This window comes from Sphaerisporangium sp. NPDC049003, from assembly GCF_043197795.1.
Lineage (GTDB): Bacteria > Actinomycetota > Actinomycetes > Streptosporangiales > Streptosporangiaceae > Sphaerisporangium.
The window spans coordinates 64,694-87,973 of record NZ_JBICTU010000024.1 but is presented as its reverse complement, the minus strand read 5'-3'; the positions used below and the strand labels follow the sequence as shown (position 1 = coordinate 87,973).

20 protein-coding genes and 1 pseudogene are annotated in these 23,280 nt (G+C 71.8%); 10 read left to right on the top strand and 11 right to left on the bottom strand.

The features are described 5' to 3' along the window. Positions 1–4 precede the first annotated feature (4 nt). Positions 5–1,384: a hypothetical protein gene (locus ACGFIV_RS25655; protein WP_358553500.1), complete on the top strand. Its 1,380-nt coding sequence runs from the start codon at positions 5–7 to the stop codon at positions 1,382–1,384. A gap of 221 nt (positions 1,385–1,605) precedes the next feature. Continuing rightward, positions 1,606–2,035: pseudogene (locus tag ACGFIV_RS25650) on the top strand (transposase); the annotation flags it as partial. Here the strand turns inward: ACGFIV_RS25650 and ACGFIV_RS25645 are convergent. Further along, on the bottom strand, positions 2,030–2,572 hold the full coding sequence (locus ACGFIV_RS25645) for an HIT family protein (protein ID WP_392838005.1): 543 nt from the start codon (positions 2,570–2,572) through the stop codon (positions 2,030–2,032). The pseudogene ACGFIV_RS25650 and the gene ACGFIV_RS25645 sit on opposite strands and share 6 nt — an antisense overlap. Before the next feature lie 184 nt (positions 2,573–2,756). Between ACGFIV_RS25645 and ACGFIV_RS25640 the strand changes: the two genes are divergently transcribed. Then, entirely contained in the window at positions 2,757–3,377 is a 621-nt protein-coding gene (locus ACGFIV_RS25640; protein ID WP_358553496.1) for an Asp23/Gls24 family envelope stress response protein, read from the top strand. A 103-nt stretch (positions 3,378–3,480) separates the two neighbouring features. Here ACGFIV_RS25640 and thrS read toward each other — a convergent pair whose 3' ends face one another. Continuing rightward, on the bottom strand, positions 3,481–5,448 hold the full coding sequence (gene thrS / locus ACGFIV_RS25635) for a threonine--tRNA ligase (protein ID WP_358553494.1): 1,968 nt from the start codon (positions 5,446–5,448) through the stop codon (positions 3,481–3,483). Positions 5,449–5,533: 85 nt separating this feature from the next. Further along, entirely contained in the window at positions 5,534–6,160 is a 627-nt protein-coding gene (locus ACGFIV_RS25630) for a glycoside hydrolase family 25 protein (protein WP_358553492.1), read from the bottom strand. A gap of 134 nt (positions 6,161–6,294) precedes the next feature. Between ACGFIV_RS25630 and ACGFIV_RS25625 the strand changes: the two genes are divergently transcribed. The 4 genes from ACGFIV_RS25625 (at position 6,295) to ACGFIV_RS25610 (ending at position 9,575) form a co-directional block, all read left to right on the top strand. Beyond that, the gene (locus ACGFIV_RS25625; RefSeq protein ID WP_358553490.1) at positions 6,295–7,917 is read left to right on the top strand and encodes a bis-aminopropyl spermidine synthase family protein; all 1,623 of its coding nucleotides are present in this window, start codon (positions 6,295–6,297) and stop codon (positions 7,915–7,917) included. Positions 7,918–7,955: 38 nt separating this feature from the next. Then, positions 7,956–8,222, top strand: coding sequence for a DUF1876 domain-containing protein (locus ACGFIV_RS25620; protein ID WP_358553488.1), 267 nt, complete (start codon positions 7,956–7,958; stop codon positions 8,220–8,222). 156 nt (positions 8,223–8,378) lie between these two features. Beyond that, positions 8,379–8,801 carry an Hsp20/alpha crystallin family protein gene (locus tag ACGFIV_RS25615; RefSeq protein ID WP_358553486.1) on the top strand — a complete coding sequence of 141 codons (423 nt, stop codon included), beginning with the start codon at positions 8,379–8,381 and terminating at the stop codon, positions 8,799–8,801. 132 nt (positions 8,802–8,933) lie between these two features. Next, complete coding sequence (locus ACGFIV_RS25610; RefSeq protein WP_358553484.1) at positions 8,934–9,575, top strand: response regulator transcription factor; 642 nt, start codon at positions 8,934–8,936, stop codon at positions 9,573–9,575. A gap of 99 nt (positions 9,576–9,674) precedes the next feature. Here ACGFIV_RS25610 and ACGFIV_RS25605 read toward each other — a convergent pair whose 3' ends face one another. The 7 genes from ACGFIV_RS25605 to ACGFIV_RS25575 all read right to left on the bottom strand — a co-directional run bounded on the left by ACGFIV_RS25605 (position 9,675) and on the right by ACGFIV_RS25575 (position 19,118). Further along, positions 9,675–11,375, bottom strand: coding sequence for a GAF domain-containing protein (locus ACGFIV_RS25605; RefSeq protein WP_358553482.1), 1,701 nt, complete (start codon positions 11,373–11,375; stop codon positions 9,675–9,677). Between the two features lie 234 nt (positions 11,376–11,609). Further along, positions 11,610–12,503: a universal stress protein gene (locus ACGFIV_RS25600; RefSeq protein ID WP_358553480.1), complete on the bottom strand. Its 894-nt coding sequence runs from the start codon at positions 12,501–12,503 to the stop codon at positions 11,610–11,612. Between the two features lie 118 nt (positions 12,504–12,621). Then, a complete protein-coding gene (locus tag ACGFIV_RS25595) occupies positions 12,622–13,284 on the bottom strand; it encodes a CBS domain-containing protein (RefSeq protein ID WP_358553478.1) in 663 nt (220 codons plus the stop codon). Positions 13,285–13,483: 199 nt separating this feature from the next. Beyond that, positions 13,484–14,659, bottom strand: a complete 1,176-nt coding sequence (locus ACGFIV_RS25590) for a zinc-dependent alcohol dehydrogenase (RefSeq protein WP_358553476.1) — start codon at positions 14,657–14,659, stop codon at positions 13,484–13,486. Beyond that, positions 14,656–15,129, bottom strand: a complete 474-nt coding sequence (locus ACGFIV_RS25585; protein WP_358553474.1) for a hypothetical protein — start codon at positions 15,127–15,129, stop codon at positions 14,656–14,658. Before ACGFIV_RS25585 ends, ACGFIV_RS25590 begins: the two co-directional genes overlap by 4 nt. Positions 15,130–15,249: 120 nt before the next feature. After that, positions 15,250–16,347 (bottom strand): hypothetical protein, encoded by a 1,098-nt coding sequence (locus ACGFIV_RS25580; RefSeq protein ID WP_358553472.1) that lies wholly within the window; start codon positions 16,345–16,347, stop codon positions 15,250–15,252. Between the two features lie 95 nt (positions 16,348–16,442). After that, on the bottom strand, positions 16,443–19,118 hold the full coding sequence (locus tag ACGFIV_RS25575) for a CHAT domain-containing protein (protein ID WP_358553470.1): 2,676 nt from the start codon (positions 19,116–19,118) through the stop codon (positions 16,443–16,445). Positions 19,119–19,238: 120 nt separating this feature from the next. On the opposite strand from ACGFIV_RS25575, the gene ACGFIV_RS25570 reads away from it, so the two are divergent. From ACGFIV_RS25570 to ACGFIV_RS25560, 3 genes are all read left to right on the top strand, one after another. Next, positions 19,239–20,759, top strand: a complete 1,521-nt coding sequence (locus tag ACGFIV_RS25570) for a S8/S53 family peptidase (protein WP_392838004.1) — start codon at positions 19,239–19,241, stop codon at positions 20,757–20,759. A 91-nt stretch (positions 20,760–20,850) separates the two neighbouring features. Further along, positions 20,851–21,423, top strand: a complete 573-nt coding sequence (locus tag ACGFIV_RS25565; RefSeq protein ID WP_358553466.1) for a sigma-70 family RNA polymerase sigma factor — start codon at positions 20,851–20,853, stop codon at positions 21,421–21,423. Further along, complete coding sequence (locus tag ACGFIV_RS25560; RefSeq protein WP_358553464.1) at positions 21,420–21,887, top strand: hypothetical protein; 468 nt, start codon at positions 21,420–21,422, stop codon at positions 21,885–21,887. The genes ACGFIV_RS25565 and ACGFIV_RS25560 overlap by 4 nt, the downstream gene beginning before the upstream one ends. 932 nt (positions 21,888–22,819) lie before the next feature. Here the strand turns inward: ACGFIV_RS25560 and ACGFIV_RS25555 are convergent. Beyond that, the gene (locus ACGFIV_RS25555) at positions 22,820–23,152 is read right to left on the bottom strand and encodes an Lsr2 family protein (protein WP_358553462.1); all 333 of its coding nucleotides are present in this window, start codon (positions 23,150–23,152) and stop codon (positions 22,820–22,822) included. Positions 23,153–23,280 lie beyond the last annotated feature (128 nt).

Below are 23,280 nucleotides of genomic sequence, written 5' to 3'. Positions count from 1 at the left end.
GCCGATGACCAGACCCCCGATCCTGCTGGTCTACGCGCGTGGCGGACCGCCGCTCTCCGACGTGCTCCCCCGCGTCGCCGCGCACGCGGAGGTCCATCTGCTCGCCATCTCCGCGCCCCCGGCCGGGGGTGGGGCGGCCATCGCCGCGCACTGCGCCTCCGTCCTCGACGCGACCGGGGACGGGCTCGCGGGCGAGGCGCTGGCGGGCCGGATCGTCGAGGCGGCGCGGTCCGTCCGCGCCCAGGGCGTCCTCACCTTCTCGGAATTCGCCCTGATCGCCACCACCGTGGCCGCCGACCGGCTCGGCCTGCCCGGGCCGGGCGGCGAGGTGATCAAGGCGCGCAGCAAACGGCTCATGCGGCGGACGTGGGCCGAAGCCGGCGTACCGGTCCCAGGTTTCCACCCGGTCGACTCGGTGGAGGACCTGCGCCTCGCCTGGACACTGCTCGCCCCGCCCGTGCTGCTCAAGACGGCGTGGGGCGCGGGCTCCATCGGCCAGGTCGTCGTCGAGCGGCCGGAGGACATCCCGGCCGCGTACGCCCGGGCCCGCGCCGCCGCCGAGAAGGCGCGGCAGGCGAACATGGCGGAACTTTACGTGGCCGAGCCCGGCGAGCTCATCGCCGAGGAGATCATCGTGTCCAGCCGGTCGTCCTGGCACGACGACGCACGGTACGCCGACTACCTCAGCGTCGAGGGCCTGGTCGTCGAGGGAACCTACCACCCGGTGTGCATCACCGAGCGGCTCCCCACGCTGCGCCCGTTCGTCGAGCGGGGCAACCTCGCGCCGTCCGTCCTGCCCGAGCCGCTGCAGCGCGAGATCGAGCGGGCGTCGGTACAGGCCGTGAACGCGCTCGGGCTCGGCACCTGCGGCACCCACACCGAGATGAAGCTGCTGCCCGGCCGGCGAGTCTGCCTGCTGGAGACGGCTGCCCGCTTCGGCGGGCACCTGCTGACCCGGCAGGTTGAGGCGATCCACGGCGTCGACCTGGTGGGCGCCCTGACGATGGCCTCCCTCGGGAACAACCCGGGCCTACCCAGGCAGATGATCACCGGCCCCGGCCGTCGGGCCGCCGGCTCGGTCAACATGATCGCGGCCGATTCCCTGGGCGTCCCCTGGAGGAGCACACCCACGTTCGAGCCCACCCACCTCGACCTGCGTTCCCTGGTCTCGCCCCGGAGCCACATCGAGATCGTGCCAGACCTCACCAGCCTGCCGCCGGGAACGCCCATGGCGTCCTTCGACCCACCACGAGGTTCCCTCAATCTTGCCGGGGTCTTCTACATCGAAAGCCCCGACTCCAGAACCCTGGCCCACGACGCGTACACAATCCTGAACCAACTGGAAACAGCAATGACCGCCGCCTCCACGTCCACCTCGGCCTGACCACCGCCTCCCTGGCGGTCGTGGCAAGCCCGCCAGGTAGGACCTCCGGGTGCGGCGCGGGAGTCCGGAGGAACGAGTCGTCAGCCACTGACGCCCCCAACACCCGACGACAGGCAGCGCCGACCACACATCTCAATTCCGGGCAGCAGAAAGGCCCTCTCGCAATCCTGCGAAAGGGCCTTTGTAGTGCGGAGGCTCGGGGATTTGAACCCCGGATGGGCTGGAGCGCCGCCCGGGTGTGGGCCAAGCTGTACCGGATCCTGCTGGACGAACTCGGCGCCCGAGGGGAACTGGACTGGTCGCGCTGCGCGATCGACTCCGTCAGCGTCCGGGCGGCAAAAGGGGGGAGCTGACAGGCCCGAATCCTGTCGATCGCGGCAAGAAAGGGTCGAAGATCCACCTCATCACCGAACGGAGCGGTCTGCCGATCTCTGTCGGGATCAGCGCGGCCAACACCCACGACAGCCTGGCGCTGGAGCCGCTGGTCCGACCTCTAAGGGGATCGAAGATCGACGACCTAGAGGCGGACGCGCGCCGCAAGCTCACGGTCAACGACCGCACGCTCAGCAAGACCGAATGCAGGGGCATGCATCACGGCGAGCGGATCCAGTGCAAGTACGTGAAGGGTGTGGACTCCGTCGCCGCCTAGGCGGGCCAGGCGTCGGCCAGGAGCTCCCGGGTGTCCTTGAGCAGTTGCGGGAGCACCTTGGTGTGCCCGACCACCGGCATGAAGTTCGTGTCGCCGCCCCAGCGCGGCACGACGTGCTGGTGCAGGTGACCCGCGATGCCGGCCCCGGCGACGTGGCCGAGGTTCATGCCCACGTTGAACCCCTGGGCGCCGCTGGCCTTCCTCAGCGACACGATCGCGCGCTTGGTGAAGTCGGCCAGCTCCGTGGTCTCGGCCTCGTCCAGGTCGGCGTAGTCGGCGACGTGGCGGTACGGGCAGACCATCAGGTGCCCGGAGTTGTACGGATAGAGGTTGAGCACCGTGAACACCGAGGAGCCCCGGGCGACGACGAGCCCGTCCTGATCGCTCATCGTGGGGATCTCGCAGAACGGGCAGCCCTCACCTGGGCCGGTGCCGCTCGGCTTGTTCTCCCCCTTGATGTAGGCCATGCGGTGCGGGGACCACAGACGCTGGAAGTTGTCGGGATCTCCCGCACCGGGCTGCTCAATCGGCTCCTGCATGCCTTGCAGCATAGGACGAGCCGCCGGGGCGGTGACGAGCGGGCGCGTCCCTACGACCGCGGACGGATGGGGCACGGTTTCGGCGGAATCTCACCCGGACGACGGGCCGAACCGGTATGACAGGGACGTGCCGCGAGGACACCGGCCCCGAAACCGGCATCGGCCCCCGACATCAGGAGCTTCCATGACCGACACCGTCTCCACCGAGGAATCGTCCGCGGGCAGCCGGCTCCACGAGGAGTACGCGGAGTCCTCGCAGGCGTTGCCCGATCACGTGCCCGATTCCTTCCCCGCGCCCGCGCACGCGGAGGACGAGTCCGAGTCCCGCTTCGAGGAGTCCCCCGGCGCCACGGGGCACGGCGACGAGATCGGAACCGGCCTGGTGGCCGACGAGCCCGACACCGCGACCGGCGTCAGGGGGCGCATCAAGGTCGCCGACGAGGTCGTGGAGAAGGTCGCCGCCCTCGCCGCGCTTGAGGTCACCGGGGTCGCGGACCTGGGTGGAGATCTCGAACGGGCGCTGGAGTCGGTGCGCGACCGCATCGGCGTCGGTGCCAAGCGCCCGAACCAGGGCGTACGCGCCCGCATCGACAACCGTCAGGTCGCCGTCGACGTCACCATCGTCATCGAGTACGGCCATATCGTCATGGAGGTCGCCGGCGACGTCAAGGTCAACGTGGCGCGCACCGTGAGCCACATGCTGGGGATGCGGGTCGTCGAGGTCAACGTGACCGTGGACGACGTGCGGCTCCCGGACGAGCGGCAGCCGGCGAGGTCCGACGACGATCTCGTCGAGGCCTTCTGAAGATCGTGACGGGGTGACGGCCGACCGCCCGGACGCTCAACGCCCGGGCGATCGGACCGTGTGGTCAGACCTTGCGATCCGCCTGCGTGGTCGGACCGCGTGATCAGACCTGGACGCGGCGCTCGATCGCGTCCAGGATCTCGGCGATGGCCTCGTCGACCGGAACGCCGTTCTTCTGCTCGCCGTCGCGGTAGCGGAAGGAGACGGCGCCGTTGGCGACGTCGTCGTCACCGGCGAGGAGCATGAACGGCACCTTGGACTTCTGGGCGTTGCGGATCTTCTTCTGCATGCGGTCGGCGGAGCCGTCGACCTCCACGCGGATGCCCTTCTCGCGCAGCCGCTTGGCCACGTCGCCGAGGTAGGACACGTGGGCGTCGGCGATCGGGATGCCGACGACCTGCACGGGCGCCAGCCACGGAGGGAACGCCCCGGCGTAGTGCTCCACCAGGACGCCGAAGAACCGCTCGATCGACCCGAACAGCGCGCGGTGGATCATGACGGGACGCTGGCGCGACCCGTCGGCCCCCTGGAACTCCAGCTCGAAGCGCTCCGGGAGGTTGAGGTCGACCTGGATGGTCGACATCTGCCAGGTGCGGCCGATGGCGTCCTTGGCCTGCACGGAGATCTTGGGGCCGTAGAAGGCCGCGCCGCCCTCGTCGAGGACGAGGTCGAGGTTCTCGGCCGAGGCCGCCACCCGCAGCGCCTCGGTGGCCTCCTCCCAGACCTCGTCGGTGCCGATGGACTTCTCGGGGTCGCGGGTGGACAGCTCCAGGTAGAAGTCGTCGAGGCCGTAGTCGCGCAGCAGACCGAGCACGAACCGCAGCAGGCTCTTGAGCTCGTCCTGCATCTGGTCGCGGGTGCAGTAGATGTGGGCGTCGTCCTGCGTCATGCCGCGCACTCGGGTGAGGCCGTGCACGACGCCGGACTTCTCGTAGCGGTAGACGGTGCCGAACTCGAACAGGCGCAGCGGCAGCTCGCGGTAGGACCGCCCGCGCGACCTGAAGATCAGGTTGTGCATCGGGCAGTTCATGGGCTTGAGGTAGTAGCGCGCGCCCTCCAGCTCCATGGGCGGGAACATGCCGTCGGCGTACCAGTCGAGGTGGCCGGAGACCTGGTAGAGGTTCTCCTTGGTGATGTGCGGGGTGTTGACGAAGGAGTAGCCCGCCTCCTCGTGCCTGCGCCGGGAGTAGTCCTCCATGATGCGGCGCACGATGCCGCCCTTGGGATGGAACACGGCGAGGCCCGAGCCCAGCTCGGTCGGGAAGGAGAACAGGTCGAGCTCGGCGCCCAGCTTCCTGTGGTCGCGCTTCTCGGCCTCGGCGAGGAGCGCGAGATACTCGTCCTGCTTCTCGCGGGACTCCCACGCGGTGCCGTAGATGCGCTGGAGCTGGGGGTTCTTCTCGCTGCCCCGCCAGTAGGCGCCACCCGAGCGCATCAGCTTGAACGCCGGGATGACCCGGGTGGTGGGCAGGTGGGGGCCCCGGCAGAGGTCCTTCCAGCACAGCTCGCCCGACTTGGGGTCGAGGTTGTCGTAGATGGTGAGCTGGTCGCCGCCCACCTCGACGCTCTCTTCGTCGGCCGCGCCGCCCTTGAGCCCGATGAGCTCCAGCTTGTAGGGCTCGGCGGCCAGCTCCTCGCGGGCGGCCTCGTCGGACACCGCGCGCCGGGAGAATGCCTGGCCCTGCTTGACGATCTCGCGCATGCGCTTCTCGACGCGCTTGAGGTCGTCGGGGGTGAACGGCTGCTCGACGTCGAAATCGTAGTAGAAGCCGTTCTCCACGGGCGGGCCGATGCCGAGCCGGGCGCCGGGGAAGATCTCCTGGACGGCCTGCGCCATCACGTGGGCGGTGGAGTGACGGAGGATGGACCGGCCCTCCTCGCTGTCGATCGCGATGGGCTCGACGGTGTCGCCGTCGGCGACCTCGGTGGCGAGGTCGCGCGGGTGGCCGTTGATCTTCGCGGCGACGACGGCGCGGCCGTCCGCCGCGAGGGCCTCGCCGGCCGTCGTGCCGCCCGCCACCACACGCTCGGCTCCGGCGAGGGTGATGCGTAGTTCGAGGGCGGCAGACACGATTACTCCAAGAAAAGTCGTGGACGTGATTTCGCTTTTATCGTGCCCGATGCTACCGGGAACCGCCCCCGTTTATCGCCGTCGCCTACGCCTTGCTCTCGCGCTTGTGGGGCTGGAAGCCGAGCGCGGTGAGCTGGGCGCGGGTGCCCCGGAAGACGTTGCGGTCGATCGGCCCATGGGCGTACTGGTGGATGGTCCACCTGTTCCAGGGCGGCGGCACCACGGGGTGCCCCTTCGGGTGGCTCGGGGCGGCGATCCACAGCGGGTAGTCGTCCAGCCCCTGACAGTAGCCCTTCTTGGCGAACGACAGGAAGGTGTAGATGAGGGGCCTGACGCCGGTGAGCCGGGTCATCACGTGGCACCAGCGCCGGGCGAACGCGGCGACCTCCTCGGGCGGCAGGTGGCCCGAGTGCTCCAGGTCGAGGGCGACCAGGTCGCCGCGCCTCAGGCCGCCCGCCTCGTCGACCACGTTGAGGAAGTGGCGCACCTGGTCGTCGGGATCGCCCTTCGGGTGCCCGAAGTGGTAGGCCCCGCAGACCAGCCAGTTCTCGCGCATCCCCGTCCAGTTGCGGGCGAACCACTTGTCGGTGAACGCCGTTCCCTCGCTCGCCTTCGCGAAGCCGAAGTCGACGCCGCCGCCGGCGTACTCCGACCAGTCGACGGCGCCCTGCCAGTTGGACACATCTATGCCGTGCAGCATGACGCTTCGCACACTCCCCGTGACCTCGCCCCGGGGGATTGTAGTCAGCGGACCGCCCGCGCGGCCCTCCGGACACGCCCGGCCGGCCCAGGTGGCACGCGCACCGCGCGGACGGGGACCGGCTCGCCCTTCACTAGGGTTGCGGCATGGAACCCGAGGGACTGAACAGGCTGCTGGACGAGGCCGGGGTGGACGCCGGACGGTTCCGCGCGGCCCTCGCGCTGATGTGCGACGGCGGCTGGTGGACCCTGGCCGACCTGGTCAGGCGCACGGCGACGTCGCGGCGCGGCATCGAGACGCTCCTGCGCGAGGCGGGCCCGCAGCGGTCGGGCGAGCGGTTCCGGCTGACGCCCGAGCAGGCGCGCGCGTACCGCGACCTGCTCGGCGAGGGCTTCGGCGTCCCGGTCGATCCGGTGGCCCACCTGCTCGCCGGGCACGCGGACGTGGTCGAGCGCATGGAGAAGCTGATCGCGGGAGCTCCGCGCGCCCGGCACGTGCTCGACCACGTGGCGGCGACGCCCGAGACCGTCGTGCGCAGGGCGCTGCTGCTCGGCGCCCGGTTCTGGCTGCCCGGCTCGCGGCTGCTCTGCGTGGGCGACCACGACCTGACCTCGCTGGCGGTCGCGATGATCCACCCGGGCGTCCAGGTCACCGTGGTCGACCTCGACGATCGCATCCTGGCCTACATCGACGCGCAGGCCGAGAGCCTCGGCCTCGACGTGCGCACCCGCTGGGCCGACCTGCGCCTCTGCCTGCCCCCGTCGGCCCGCGGCCAGGCCGACCTCGCGATCACCGACCCGCCCTACACCCCCGAGGGGGTCGGGCTGTTCGTCGCCAGGGCCGTGGAGGGGCTGCGCGATCCGGATCAGGGCCGGATCCTGCTGGCGTACGGGGCGAGCGAGCGCACCCCCATGCTCGCGCTGAAGGTACAGGGCGCCCTGCACGACCTCAACCTCGCCGTAGAGGCGATGTATCCGGATTTCAACCGCTACTTCGGCGCGGAGGCCATCGGCTCGGCCGCCGACCTCTACGTCCTGCGCCCCACCACCAAGACGCGCCCGGCCGTCGCCGCGCGGGTCGAGCGCTTCGGCACCGCCATCTACACCCAGGGGCCCCAGTCGGTGGAGTCGCGCCCGGCCGGTCCGCCTCCCGGGCAGGGCCCGGAGCCGGTCCCCGGCCCCGGCGAGGAACCGGACTACGCGTGGGAGGTCCTGGTGGGCGACTGGCCGAAGGAGGCGTACCCCGGGGTGCCGAGGGCCCGGCTGTCCACATGGCTGGCCAAGCCGTACGCCTCCTCGCCCGCGCGGGTGGCGGTGGCCGTGCCGGCCGGCCTCACGGCTGCGCTCCCCCGCCTGCTGCTCGCGACCCGCGCCACCCATGTACGGGTTCACCTCGCCGAGCCGCCGACCGGCTTCGGGGAGCTCTGCGGGCCGATCCTCCCGCTGTACGACATCACCCACACGGGCCGGGTGATCGACGCCGTACGGCTGCCGCCCCCGTCCGGCGAGACGGACCGCCTGCTGCGGGGCATCCTCGACAACGCGCACGGCAAGCTGGCCAACACCTGGCGCGAGGGCCTCATCAGGGCGCACGGGCACCTCACCAAGAGACAGGCGCGCGCGGTCGTCTCCGAGACCGCCCCCTGGGCCGACGAGGTCACCCTGTTGGAGCTTTCCGGTCACCGCGTTCGCGACCTGCGGGAGGCGGTGGCCGCGTCACTGCGCCTGGCCGCCTCCACCGGCCCGGCGGCGGGCGGCCCGGCCGGGTGAGAGATGGTTGAGGGAGGAAACCGGCAGGAGGTGCCGTCATGCAGGCCAAGCAGTGGACCGTGGAGATCTACATCACCGAGGACGACAACGACGATCGCACCATCGCCAGAGCCGTCCTGATCACCCGTGGAGGCCGGAGGCACGAGAGCGTCGGATACGCCCGGCGCAACCCCGTCGACCGGCCCGTACCGGAGATCGGGGACGAGCTGGCGGCCGGGCGCGCGCTCGCCGATCTGGCCGACAAGCTGACCGGCGACGCGGCCGAGGACGTCGCCCAGCTCGCCGGCCGCTCCAGGCGCGGCTGACGCGCCGAGAACGCCGGGCGCTCCGGGCGCGGCCGGCTCGGGGCGCCGGGCGCGAGGGCGAATGTCCCCGGCATTCGGGACCTAGGACCCCTGCACCCGGGGACCCGCCCAGGCATCAGATGGAGGTGAAGCGCCAGACGAGCCAGGGAGGTCACCATGGCCATGCCAACCCGCCGGGAGTCCAGGGGACTGGTGCCGGATCTGCTGGACTGGCTGGAGGCGCCCTTCACCGGCGCCCGGCCGTACGCAGGGACCCAGATGGTCCGTTTCGAGGACACCGTCAAGGACGGCCACTACGTCGTCCGGGCCGAGGTGCCCGGCATCGACCCCGAGAACGACGTGGAGGTCATCGTCTCCAACGGAGTCCTGACCATCCACGGCGAGCGCAAGGAGGAGCGGTCAGAGCCGCACCGCACCGAGTTCAGGTACGGCGAGTTCAGCCGCTCGATCCCGCTGCCGCCGAACGCCGACGAGAAGGACGTCAGGGCCGTCTACCACGACGGGATCCTCGAAGTGGACATCCCGCTCGCGGAGGAGAGGCAGGAGACCCAGCGCGTACCGATCGAGAAGCAGGGCTAGACGCCTCTCCACACCGGGCCCGCCAAGGACGCGGGCCCGGGTGAGGCCGTGCCGCAGGCGGAGACGGACGACACGTGCGGGAGGGGACCTTGGTCCCTTCCGGGGAGGCGGGCGGGCGGTTACCGTCCGACTATGATTCGCGTGTTCCTCCTCGACGACCATGAGGTGGTGCGGCGTGGCGTGGCCGCCCTGCTGTCGTCCGAGGACGACATAGAGATCGTCGGCGAGGCGGGCACGGCCCAGCAGGCCATGGCCCGTATCCCCGCGCTCAAACCGGATGTCGCCGTGCTCGACGTGCGGTTGCCGGACGGGAACGGGGTTGACGTCTGCCGCGAGGTCCGTTCGAGGACGCCGGGGCTCTCGTGCCTCATGCTGACGTCCTTCGCCGACGACGACGCCCTGTTCGACGCGGTCATGGCCGGAGCGGCCGGTTACGTGCTCAAGCAGATCCACGGCTCCGACCTGGTCGGGGCGGTGCGCACGGTGGCCGGGGGCGAGTCGCTGCTCGACCCCAAGACCACCGCGTCGATGCTGCGGCGCCTGCGCGACCAGGCGAGCAGGAACGACCCGCTGGCCGCGCTCACCGGCCAGGAGCGGCACATCCTTGAGCTGATCGGCGAGGGCATGACCAACCGGCAGATCGGCGAGCGCCTCTTCCTGGCCGAGAAGACGGTCAAGAACTACGTCTCGAACCTTCTCGCCAAGCTCGACATGCAGCGCCGTACCCAGGCGGCGGCCCTCGCGGCCCAGCTCAAGGCCGAGAGGCGCGGCTGACAGGCGCGCGGCTCACGGGCCGTGACTGACAAGGCCACGGCTGACAGGCCCAGACTGACACGCCGTGACTCACGGGCCTCGGCTGACAGGGACGGGCTTCTAGTCGAGGGGGACGCGCCAGACGACGCGGGTGCCGCCTTCTTCGGCGCTCTCCGCGGCGAAGGTGCCGCCGAACCGGGTGGCGCGGTCGCAGAGGTTGCGCAGACCGCTGCGGCGCCCGCCCGGTGCCAGGCCCACGCCGTCGTCCTCGACCTGGAGCGTCAGCCAGCCGCCCGCTGCCTCCACGGCGACGTCGGCCCGGGAGGCGCGGGCGTGCCGTACGACGTTGGACAGAGCCTCGCGCAGGACGGCCAGCAGGTGCTCGGCCAGCTGCGGCGGCACCTTGTTGTCGACGGGGCCCTCCATGCGCAGGCCGGGCATGAAACCGAGGTGCCCCCGGGCGCCCTCGACCAGCGCGACGATCTGCCCGCGAAAGCTGGGCGCCTCCGCGTCGGGAGGCGTCTGGAGAGCGAAGATGGTCGAACGGATCTGCCTGATCGTGCCGTCGAGCTCGTCGACGGCGTGCTTGAGGCGCGAGGACGCCTCCGGCTTGTCGACCAGGCGGACCGCGCTCATCAGCGTCATGGCGACCGCGAAGAGCCGCTGGATGACCACGTCGTGCAGGTCCTTGGCGATGCGGTCGCGGTCTTCCAGCAGGCCGAGCCGCTCGGCGTCCTCGCGCGCCTCGGCGAGCTCCAGCGCGATGGAGGCCTGCCCGGCGAAGGAGTGCAGCATGCGCACGTGGGACTGGCTGAACGGGATGCGGCCCGAGCGCTTGCCCAGCGACAGCACCCCGCGCACGGCGCCCGGCGCTCCGAGGGGCACCGCCACGGCGGGCCCGACCTCCAGGTCGCCGGAGATCACCGCGGGGATCTCGGACGCGGCGAGGTCGGTGACCACGACGGGCTCCCCGCGGGTGAACGCCCGCCCGGAAAGCGAGTCGCCGACCACCACCTCCACCGCCGTGACCTCACCGGCCGCCACCCCGTCGGCGATCATCACGCGGAGCTTCTCGCCGTCGGCCGAGGGAAGGAGCACGACCGCGACGTCGGCGTCGGCCATCTCGCGCGCCCGCCTGGCCATCAGCGTCAGCACCTCGTGGGAGTCGGCCCCGGACAGCAGGCTTGTGGTCACCTCGGAGGACGCCTGGAGCCACACCTCGCGCCGCCGCGTCTCCTCGTACATCCTGGCGTTCTCGATGGCGACGCCGGCCGCCGTGGCCAGGGCCATGACGATGGCCTCGTCCTCCTCCTCGAAGTCGCCGCCGCCGCGCTTCTCGGTCAGGTAGAGGTTGCCGAAGACCTCCTCGCGCACGCGGATCGGCACGCCGAGGAACGAGCCCATCGGCGGATGGCCGGGCGGGAAGCCGTACGACTCGGGATGCTCGGCGATGTGGTGCAGCCGCAGCGGGCGCGGTTCCTTGATCAGCAGCCCCAGGAGCCCGAGCCCGTGGGGCCAGTGCTCGATGCGGGCGATCTCCTCCTCGGAGAGCCCCACGGGGACGAACTGCACGAGGGTGTTCCCCTCGCCGATCAGGCCGACGGCGCCGTAGGTGGCGTCCACGAGGGTGGTGGCGGTCTCCACGATGCGGCGCAACACCGTCTCAAGATCGAGGTCGCTGCCCACCGAGACGACCGCGTCGAGCAGGGCGTGGACCCTGTCGCGTGTCGCCAGCACGGTTTCCAGCCTGACCTGCAGTTCCGACAGCAGTTCGTCGAGCCGCATGTGCGGCATCAGCGAGCGCGGTTGGACGTCCGCCATAAAGGAAGTCTCCCACACGACACCCCACCCGAATCCGCACGAATGGCCAGGTCACGACATTTACGCAAAGATCGGGTGCCGCTTGACCAGCCCCGTGCCGCCCCACCACCCGCCCATGCCCCGCGCCGCCACCGGACCCCGCCACCGGCCCGGCCGGATCCAAGCGGACGGCGACCGGCGAGGGCTCAGCGTGCGTGGCGGACGGGCGCTCGACGTGCGGTGGCGGACGAGGGCTCAGTGTGCGGTGGCGGACGGGCGCTCGGCATGCGGGCGGCGCGGACGTACGATCGCGACCGGGCAGCGCGCGTGGCGCAGGACGCCGTGGGCGACCGAGCCCGTGAAGACGTGGCCGAACGTGCCGTGCGCCCGGGAGCCGACCACGACGAGATCGGCCTCGCGCGAGGCGTCGGACAGCGCGTGAACCGCGTGCCCGCGCACGGCGGAGCCGGTCATCCGCACGTTGGGATACCGTTCCTGCCAGGGGTGCAGGCGGCGCCGGACCTCGCGCGACTCCTCCTCGGCCGCCTCCCGCACGCCTCCCGCGTAGGCGGTGGCGTCCGGCGCGAACGGCGGCGCCGACCAGGCGTACAGGACGTGGACCGGTGCTCCCCGCAGCCTGGCCCGCTGGAGCGCGTACTCCAGGGCGGCCCCGGACTCCTCCGACCCGTCGAACCCGACGACGATCTCGCCGTCGCGCGTGGGCGCGGAGCGGCGCACCACGATCACCGGACCCTCGGCGTGCCCGGTGACCGACCGGCCGACCGAGCCGAGCACCAGTCCCGCGAGGCCGCCGGGCCCCGTGCCGCCGAGGACGAGCTCGTCTGCGTACTCGGACTCGGTGGTGAGCCTCTCGGACACGGCCCCGGTGACCAGCGCGGAACTCACCTCGACGCCCGGCGAGTGGTCGTGTACCCAGTCGACGGCCGCCTCCAGCGCGCCCGTCCAGTACGCCGGAAGCGAGCTCTGCGAGCGGGGCGCCGCCTTGAACGGGAAGTCGTACGACCACGGCTCCCAGACGTGCACGATCCTCAGCCGCGCCCCCCTTCGCATCGCGTCGTCGGCCGCCCACTCCACCGCCGCAGCGGCCGAGGGGGAACCGTCGATCCCCACGACGATCTGTCCGGCCATCGCGCATCCCCTCCTCGACGAGCTGGGCTCGGGCCCGCCTGGACGGGTCCGCGTCCTGCCTCCACCTTCACACGAGACAGGGACGCACCGGTCCCGGGGGCGTGCGAAGGGGTGACGATCAGAGGTACAGCGGCGGCACGGTGACGAGGTCGTCGGCCTCGTAGCCCATCTGGTCGTCCACCTCGATGACGCCGTCGATCGCCTGCACCCCCTGGACGGCCCGCGCGATCTGCGAGCGCCGCGGCACCGTCCCCCGCAGCGACACCAGGCCGTGGTCGACCCTGACCGACAGGGTGTCGGGGTCGACGGAGGCGCGCCAGAGGGCGTCGTCGACGTCGGCGCGCACGTCCGAGGACGGACGCAGGAAGACCTTGAGCAGGTCGGACTGGTGGACGGTACCGACGATCTTGCCGGTGGCGTCGATCACGGGGAGCTGCCTGATCCGGTGGTCGTGCATGATCTGGGCCGCTTCCCTGACCGGTGTCCTCTCGGTCACGGTGATCGCGGGGGTCGTCATGACCTGCGCGGCCGTGCTCCCTGCGGCCTTGGCGTGCTCCTTGCGCAGCCGGTGGCCCTCGAACACCCCCGCCCGCGGCGCGTCGATCTCCTTCAGCAGCAGGTCGTGCGCGGACACCACGCCCACGGGCCGCCGGTCGGGGTCGAGGACCGCCACGGCGCCGACCTTGAAGCGGCGCATCGTCTCGACGAGGTCGGCGAACGACGTGTTCAGCTGGACCGCGATGGCCACCTTGCCCATGACGTCCCCGACATTCATGATCATGGCCGCCTCCCTGACTACCGCCCTGGTTCGAGCATCCCGCTCGTCCCCTCGGCCCTGTCAGCGGCGAAGGTCCCACACGGCGGGGACCTTGGACTCCGCCGGTCCCTTAGGCTCCACGACCCTCACACGGTCAGGCCCGCTCACGCGAGGTGAGCGGGCCCGACCCGTGCGGCCGTCCGCCCGCGATCCGCGAGCGTGGCTACGCCCACGGGCGGAAGACCGCGCGCACGCACCCGTCCCTCTTGTTCTTGAACATGTCGTAACCCCTCGGCGCGTCGTCGAGCGTCATGGTGTGCGTAGCGAGGTGGGCCGCCCTCAGCTCGTTCTTGGACATCAGGTCCAGCAGCTTCGGGATGTAGCGCTGCCCGTGCTGCTGCGCCCCCCGGAACGTCAGCCCCTTGTTCATCAGGGCGCCGAGCGGGAACTTGTCGACCATCCCGGCGAAGACGCCGAGGACGAACACCGACCCGCCCGTGCGGCAGGCGTGGATGGCCTCCCGCACCGCGATGGGGCGGTCCTGTTCGAGCCGGAGCCGCTGCTTGGCCCTGTCGTAGACCTTCTGCGGGCCCGCGCCGTCGGCCTCCAGGCCGACCGCCTCGATGCACACGTCCGGACCCCTGCCGCCGGTGCGCTCGCGCAGTTCGGCGACGACGTCCGTGCGGGTGTAGTCGATGGTCTCGGCCCCGATGTGGCGCTCGGCCATCGTGAGGCGTTCGGGGTAGCGGTCGATGGCGATGACCCGGTCGGCGCCGTGGAGGATCGCGGCCCGCGCCGCCATCTGTCCCACGCCTCCGCAGCCCCACACCGCGACCACGTCACCCGGGCGCACCCCTCCGAGATCGGCGCCCATCCACCCAGTGGGCGCCGCGTCCGAGGCGAACAGGGCGTTCAGGTCGTCGACCCCGTCGGGCACGGAGAACGCGCCGTAGTCGATGAACGGGACGCGCGCGTACTCGGCGTGGCTCCCCTTGAAGCCGCCCATGGCGTGGGAGTAGCCGAAGATCCCGGCCGTCGAGCCGCCCCACATCATGTCGGTGATGCCCGGCTTGGGGTTGCTGTTCTCGCACAGCGACCACATGTCGTGCTGGCAGTGCCAGCACCGCCCGCAGCCGATGATCGAGCAGACCACCACCCGGTCGCCCACCTTGTGCCTGCGGACCTCCGAGCCGACCTCGACGACCTCGCCGAGGAACTCGTGGCCGATGACGTCCCCCGCGCGCATAGCCGGGATGTAGCCACCGAGAAGGTGCAGGTCGGAGCCACAGGTGGTGGTCAGCCGCACCTTGACGATCGCGTCTTGGGCGTTAAGGATCCGAGGGTCGGGCACGCGCTCCACCGACAGATCGTCGATGCCCTGCCAGGTGAGTGCCTTCACAGCGGTCCCTCCCCGCCCGCGCGCTGCGCGGCGAGATCCACAAGCCTTCCGGTGGGCATGGGCCGCGTCGTCGGCGGCTCGTCCGGCAGCAGCACCTCCCCGGTCTCGATCAGGCACTTGGACTCCCGCAGAGCCCTCCGTACCGCCTGGCGCGGGTCCTCCCCGGCGAGGCGCGCCATGACCTCGTCGACGCCTGTGGGCACCGGCCTGATCGGCCGCGCGCCGAGCTCGGTGCCGCGGTCGCCGGGCGCCTCGCGGACCTGTACCTCGATCGTCTCGCCCAGGCGCGCCAGCGGCTCGGGCAACCGCCCGTCCGGCACCACCTCCTCGGGCCGGCGGTTGATGGTGACCATCAGCCACCGGCTCGCCTCCCGCTGGGCCCTGACCTTGGTCTGGCGCGACGTGAGCCACCGCATCACGCCCAGGCCTACGCCCCCGAGCATCATCGCGCCCAAGACAGCACGTTTCATGCCCCTCTCCCCCTTGATGGACAACTGATGGGATGGCTACCCATCCCCGCCCACGGCTCCCTCCAATTGGGGGCACTTGAGGAGGAGTTGACGGGGGGCTGACCGGAGCGGCCCCCCGGCTCACCAGTACATGATCGCCGTCTGGCCCGACCCCCTCGCGGAGTACAGCCGCACGCGCACGAGGTAGCGGCGGCCCTTGACCAGGTGCGCGGTGACGGAGGAGTTGTGCGGCCTGCCGGAGTCGTCGTCGGCCGCCACGAAGCGCGGCTCCCCGTCGATCTCCTCGAACAGCCCGAGCACGGTGTCGCTCTGGCCGAACGTCGCCACCGTGTAGTCCCGGGTGCCCTCGGGCACGATCAGGTAGTCGGCCTGCTCCGCGGACGACAGGCCCAGCGGGACGGACGTGAACGGGGACAGCCGCGCCGGCCCCGCCGGTCCCATCGGCGGGTACCACTGGCGGGCGAACTCCGCGTCGAGCACCGAGATCGTGCCCGGAGGGAACACCCCGCGGCGGTACTGCTCGGGTTCGAGGATGAGCCCCGGCCCGAAGGTGTACTCCATGATCGACGTCGCGTCCCAGATGGACCCGGTCACCTCCGACTGGTCCAGCTTGCGGATCACGTTGTTGAAGGTCTTCTCCCGCGACCAGTTGTTCGGAGGCGCCCCGAAGTCGCGGTACACCGCCTCCTCGTCCCAGACGATGCCGGCGAACGGGCTCTGGTGCTCGTGCGGCATGCCGATGACATGGCCGATCTCGTGCAGCGCCGTGGTGTGCCCGTAGGACGTGGTGAGCGGCCAGCCGTAGTTGACGGTGCGGGCGTCGGTCCCGATGCTCAGCGCGTCGCGCCCGAGATAGGCCCAGGATCCGTCGCCCTCCATGAAGCCGATGCGCACCTCGGCCTCCGCGCGGTCGTCCACCTCGGCGAACTCCAGCCCGATGCCGAGGTCCTTCCAGACCTGGAAGCTCTCGCGGACGACGTCCTGCTGGTCCTTGCCGCCGACCCAGGACACGAAGCCGGACGTGCCGTCGCCGGTGGTCACGGTGGAGCCGTCGGTCTCGCGGTCGAAGAAGTAGTAGTGCAGCACCGTGCCGTTCAGCCACTTCAGCCGGCCGAGGATGAGGGCTTCGAGCCGGGTGCCGGCGAGCCCGGCCGCGTGTACGGGCGTGGATTGCGGGGGCAGAGAGCAGTATTCGCGGCGCTCGCTGTCTGTGGTCATAGGACGCCTCCTGTCCGGTGTCCACACCAGGCTGGGGAGACGGGCGGCGCCCGCGCATGAGTCACCCCCTACCTAAGTCGGCACGGGCGGGCCGCTCAGGCGGCGCCGATGGCGGTGAACGACCACCCCGTGGCCTGGTGCAGGGGGTCGGGGGGCAGCGCTCGCCTGGCCTCGCGAAGGGCCTCGGCCATGCCCAACCCGGCGCGCAGCCCCTCGTGCAGGGAGAGCATCAGCGGCACCGCCGCCTGGTCGCTGACCGGGACCAGGCTCGCCACGATGCCGGCGGTGCCGAGCGGCAGCAGCGCCGCCGCCAGGCCGAGCAGTTCGTCGGCCCCCACCGGCTCCATCACCCCGGAGTCGCAGCTGGGCAGGACGATGCGGTACGGGGCGCGGTTGAGCCTCTCGACGTCGTGGACGGTGAGCTCGCCATCGTCCATGCGGAGCGAGGAGAACATAGGACTGTCCGCCCGGAATGTCCCGTGCGCGGCGATGTGCGCGAGCAGGCTGCCGTCGATGGCCTTCAGTACGGCCGGGGCCGTGGCGGTGCCGCCCTCCAGGAGGGTGGCCTCGCCGTACCGCGCCGCCAGGGACGGCACCTCCGCGCCGAAGGTCGCCGAACCAGGTCCGCGTACGAGCACGACGCCCGCGCCCGCCGGGGGCGGCACCCCGGCGGCCCGCAGCCACGCGCCCGCGGACGGCGAGACGCCGAGCACCCGGTCGCGCAGCGCCGGCAGCGCCGCCCAGGGCACCCCGTGCAGCCGTCCCGGGGGCACCATCACCAGCGGGCCCCGCCCGAGATGGCCGAGAGCCGGGCCGAGCAGCATGTCCTGCAGGCGGCGCGCGCCCGTCTCCAGCAGGTGGAGCCGCTCCGCCGCCCTCTCGTCCGCCCGCCGGGCCGCCGTCCCGCCGTCCCTCCGCGCCGTCCGCTCGTACGCGAGCCGCCGCAGCGCCGCGCGGAGGTGGTCGATCTCGGCGGCCGCGTCGGCGGTACGGCCCGCCTGGAACCTGCGGACCTTGCCGCCGCCGCAGACGAGCACGTGGACGTCGCCTCCGACGTCGACGATCTCGATCAGGCGGCGGTCGCCGAGACGGTCCAGCAGGGCCCCCGCGTCGAAGGGACGGCCGTTGATCGTCCCCTCCCTGCGCGCCCGGAGGGTCCGCGCGCGGATGGCGCGTTCGAGGCGGCGCCGCTCGCGCTCCAGGGCGGGGGCCGGCGTGCCCGCCGACCGGGCGGCCTCCGCGCGGCTGGTGATCTCGCGGAAGGCGCTCGTCTCGCGGAGCAGCTCGTGGTCGTCCGGCGGGCGGGTGGGCGGCACCGCCAGCGCGGTGGCACGCCAGCGCTCGCTCCAGACCAGCAGGCCCCGGGCGTTGCCCGGCCGCAGGCTCACGCGCTGGGCGAGCGCCGCGAGCTCGGCTCCCTGCGCGGTCGCGCGGGCCCGCAGCTCCGACGCGCCGAGGGCCAGCCGGTGCTCGTCCAGCACGTCGAGTCCCCTGCGGCAGGCGTGGAGCACTCCCCTGCGGCCACCTCCCGCGGCCATCGCGCGCAGCGCCTCGGCCAGCCACCCGTCGACCCTGGCGAGCGCGGGGCCCCGGTGCCGGCCGCGCGCGGCGGCGGCCAGGTGCCGGTCGGCGTCCTCCGGCCAGCCCAGCGCGAGCGCCACCCGGCCCGCGAGCAGGGACGCCTGCACCGTGTCCGGGGAACCCAGCTCCGACAGGCGGGTGGCGACGGCGGCGATGTCCCGTACGAGCCGCCCGGAGACCCTGCCGGTGGCGACGCGCGAGCGGAACAGCACCAGGCGCGCGTGGGCCTCCCCCCATTCGCGCCGCTGGCTCGCGAACAGCCGCAGCGCCGCCCAGGCGCGCGCGACGGCGGTGTCGGGGTCGCCCGCGGCCATGGCGGCCCGGGCGGCGATCAGCAGGAGCTCGGCCTTCATGGTGCTCTGCCCGCGCGTCCGCTCCAGCAGGGCCGTCGCGCCGTCGGCCTCCTGGAGCGCCTCGTCGGCGAGCCCCGCGGCGAGCAGCACGTCGCACCGGTCGATGTTCAGGCCGAAGGCCGGAGTGCCGAGGGCCTCGAAGCGTCTGGCCGCCTCGTCGAAATAGCGCAGGGCGGTGGGCAGGTCGCCGGAGCGGAACGCCGCCGCGCCGCGGTTCCACACCGCCACGCTGCGGTCGTGGTCCTGGCGGGTGCGGTCCCAGAGCCGCTCGGCGGCGACGAAGTCCCGGTCGGCCTGCTCGGTGGACCCGAAGGCCAGGTGGACGAGCCCGCGCAGGGTGAGCGCCCGCGCGCTCCAGATCGTGTCCTCCGCGTCGCGCAGCACCGGGACGGCCCGGCGGAGGTCGTCGAGCGCCTCCCGGTGCCTCCCGAGCAGCCACAGGACCCGGCCCCTGCGGAACAGCACGCGGGCCGCCGTGAGGCCGTCCCCCCGCGCCACGCCCGCGTCCAGGGCGCGCAGTCCCTCGGCCGTGCGGCCCGTGTAGACGACCGCGACGCCGAGGGCCGCGAGCGCGTCGGCCTCCCGGTCGGCGGAGCCGCTGCGGCGGGCCAGTGAGCGTGCCCGCCGCAGGTGGCCGACCGCGAGGGTGAGATCGCCGAAGTCGCGCTCCCAGATGCCGATGACCTGGTGGGCGACGGAGGCGTCGTGGGGATCCGGGGCGCGGGACAGCAGGACGCGCGCTCCCGCGAGTGCCTCGGCCGGGCGCGCGAAGACCATCGGCAGCAGGTCGAGAGGATCCGCCGCCTTTCGAGGCTTCCGCGAGCTTCCCTCACCCACGGATCGATGTTAGACGTGGGGTTTCGGGGCGTCCACGCGGTTTCGATGTATCAGCCGGCCATCGACCGGCTCTTACTCGGTGACGAAGGCTGGATGACAACCCCGCGACAAGGAGCCGTGATGGCGTTCGACCGGTTCATGGAACAGCTCGGCCAGATCTCCAGGGCCATGGGAGTCCCTTTGGCGGCCGGCCCCGAGGAGGACCCGAGGTTCCTCTACGAATACGGCCACATCCTCGTGCCGGCGGCGGAGCTGTCCGAGGTCGTCCCGGTGGTCAACGCCGGCAGGCGGGTCCCGGTCACGCCGCCCCACGAGCGGGAGGCCAGGGCAGGCCTGCTGCGGATCCCGGTGACCGACCCGGATGACTCCGGCTCACGTGACGGCGGGGTGACCAGGGCGCTTGCGGCGATCAAGCTCGCGGAGGCGCGCAACGGCGGCCGGAAGATGGGGAGCCGCAACCACATCATCGCCATCACCACCGGAGGGGTGAACTCCTGCCCGTCGGACGAGCCCGCGTTCACGGAACGGGACTGGCATCCGGGGATCGCCCCGCCCTCCGCCGCCCCCGCCCGTCCCGTCTCGATCGTCGTGATCGACACGGGCCTGCTGGTGGACCACGACCTCCTCTATCCGTGGATGCGCCACGTCGTGCCGACCCCGGGCGAGCCTCTCAAGCGCGGGGGCCTGCCCGCGGGGGTCCGCCCGTCCGACCCCGTCGCCGATCCCGACCCGGTCGTGAAGGAGTACGTGGGGCACGGCACGTTCATCGCCGGGATCATCTCCGCGATCGCGCCGCGGGCCGCCGTCCGGGTCTCCGGCAAGCTGGTCCACGCCGGCGCCATCTCCGAGCAGGTCTTCGGAGAGGAGGTCCTGGACGCGGTCGGCTCCCGGTGGCCGGGGCTCGCCGACCTCGCGCCCGGCCTGGACGACGGTTCCCGGTGGCCGGACATCATCAGCCTGTCCGCCGGCACGTCCAACGAGGACGGCGAGCCGCTGCTGGGGCTCCAGAAGTTCATGAGCCGGCTGGCCGATCACCCGGAGACGCTCCTGGTGGCCGCCGCCGGCAACAACGGCAGCGACGCCCCCTTCTGGCCCGCCGCCTACACGCGGCTGCCCGAGTACCGCGGGGCGGTGCTGTCGGTCGGGGCACTGCGCGAGGACGGCCGGCACGGGGCCTGCTTCACCGACCACGGGGACTGGGTCCAGGTGTACGCCCCCGGGGAGCGGCTGGTCGGGGCGTTCCTCGGCACGCCGGAACGCCCGAGGAGGTACCGATACCAGCACTCGACCTACGGCTACTGCCGCTGGAGGCAGACCTCCGAGCACGACTTCGACTACGACTGCACCTGCGGGTTCCCCGCGCGTGCCGGGGAGCTCAGCACGTCCCTGGCCGAGGCGGCGACGCAGGATTTCACGGGAAGGGCCGAGTGGAGCGGGACGTCGTTCGCCACGCCCGCCGTCGCGGCCATGATCGCGAACTGCATGATGGAGAACCCCGGGCTCGGCTCCCGCGCGGCCGCGGTCAAGCTCCTCACGGGTCCCGCCCTGCGGACGGCCGAGGTCCGCGGCCGATCGGTCCCCGCCCTGTGGCCGCCGCTCTGGAACCCCAGGGAGGTGGTCCTCCACCCGCCCCGGCCCTGACCGGCATCGCGAACCGGCCCGGAAGCGCATCATGTCCCCCGAGGGCTTCGCGCATCGTACGATGATGATCCCCGCCCCAAGGGACGTCGCCGTGGACCGTGATTCGATCGGCAGCATCTTCCTGTCAGCGGCCGATGGTGACGCCGCCGCGTGGAAGGCGCTCGTCGAAGGGCTCGCGCCCCTGGTGTGGTCGGTCGTGCGCGCCCACGGGCTGTCGGACGCCGACGGCCACGAGGTGTTCCAGACCACCTGGCTCCGGCTCGCCCAGCACCTGCGGCGCATCCGCGAGCCCGAGAAGGTCGGGTCCTGGCTGGCGAGCACGGCGCGGCACGAGTGCCTGAAGGTGATCCAGGCCTCGCGCCGGGTCTCCCCCGTCGGCGATCCCGAGGTCTTCGACCGCGCCGCCGACCAGTGGACCCCGGAGGAGGCGCTGATCAGGTCGGAGGAGGCCGATGCCAGGGCCGACCAGGTGAGGCAGCTCTGGCAGGCCTTCGAGCAGCTCAGCGAGGCCTGCCGGCGTCTGCTGCGCGTCCTGATGGCCTCCCCGCGGCCGCACTACCACGAGGTCTCCGCCGCGCTCGGCATCCCGGTCGGCGGCATCGGCCCGACCCGGCAGCGCTGCCTGCGACGGCTGCGGACGCTGATGGAGCGAGGTGCCCCATGAACGGCTTCGACGACGGCGGGGACGAGGAGGACATGGGCCTTGAGGAGGCGCTGCGCCACGCGGCGGCGCTCTTCGACCCGGTGCCCTCCGATCTCGTCCAGACGGCCGTGGAGGCCTACACGCTGCGCACCATGGACGCCGAACTCGCCGCGCTGACCTTCGACTCGCTCGCGGAGCCCGCGCCCGTGCGCGGCGGCGACGAGCCCCGGCTCGCCACCTTCCACGCCCTCGGGGTCACGATCGACGTGGAGGTGACGGTCATGGGGACGACCGGCCGCGTCCTCGGCCAGGTGATCCCGGCCCGGCCGGGCGAGATCGAGGTACGCGGCCGCCGGCCCGCCACCGTGACGGTGACCGCCGACGCCATGGGCAGGTTCGTCTGCGAGCGGGTGCCCACGGGGCCGTTCAGCCTTCGCTGCCGCTTCGCGTCGGTCGTGATGGTCACGGAGTGGATCATCATCTGACGCGGGCCCGTTCGGCCGACGGGCACTTCTCCTATCGCTTATAGGAGTAAGAAAGTCACGACATACCGCCATACTCCGCTTACACAAGGTCACAAAAGGGGCGGGCGGATTCGGGCCACATCGAGGCGCACCGGCAAAACACTCGCCCCGGCATTGCCTTATCGTGTTCACATGTAACACCCAGGATTGGGCAGGGGACGGGCCCGGCGAAAGGCCGGCCGGGGCCACGCGGGCCGCACGGGGGTCCATGATTGTCCTGACCCAGCGAAATCACCCGGACATTCCATGCCTGTCACGGTCATTGGATTGAGAGGTCGCCGGGCGGGAGGCGCCCTTCGGCCCGAAGCCGCCGGACGGCCGGACGCGGCGGATCTCGGCGAGTTCGCACCGGAGGGGCAGAGATAATGGCGGAGGTTCGCCGGCACGTCAAGTGGCCGGTACCGGCGAGATTATTGTTCGGATTGGCACGGGCCGCCAACTCCCGGCATACCCGGCGCTCCGGCGTCCTGGGCGGGGAAGCTCTTGAGAAGCGGAGATCGGCCGCGTCTCGCAGGGGTTATGCGGGGAAAGGCGTCCCCGGTGGGGACGCGGCGCCGGGCCGGGGTTTTCCCGGGAACTTCACGGGCACGGCCGCCGTCGCGGCACACACACGAGCCGGTAAGGAATAGTGCTCATCCAGACAAATTCCCTGAAGTCAGCACTACCTCGCCCGAATGGCAGCCGCGGCACGCTCGCGCCCGGGAGGCGAGACCCCGCAGGCCAGGCGCGTGGGCCTGTGGACGGGAGGAACCGCTCTCGGGCCGCCTGAGCCACACGGGCGGCCATTGCCCGGTGCGAGCACGGCCGCCTCACAAAGGCGGTCCGCTAGAGAGATCCAGGCGGAGGATCACGTGCTCGTCGGGCGACTAATCCGGGCGCGACGGGTTAATCATTCACTGTGCCGCTTCGTACTGGGCCACGATGTGCGAGGCGATCCGGCCACGCTCGCTGACGTTCAGCCCGTGTGCCTTGGCCCAAGCCCGGATCTCCGAGCTTTTGTCGCGAGAGGGCCGCTGGGGGGCGCCCCGCTTGCGACCCCTGGCGGGGGTGCCCTCGGCGCGACGGGCGCTGGAGACGAAAGGCGAAAGAGCCTCGCGCAGATTGCTGGCGTTTTTGTCGTTCAGATCGATCTCGTAGCTGGTGCCGTCAATCGCGAAGACCACGGTCTCTTTTGCTTCGCCGCCATCCAGGTCGTCGATGAGAAGCGTCTGGATCTGTGTCGCCATCTCCCACTCCTTTCACAGAGCTTAGTTTGACACCTCAAGAATATACCCGGTTTCCGTCGCTTCCCACGCGGAGAACAGCGCGATGCATTGGCGGCCTCATCACGTAAGTCCGCCGATTCCGGCGAACC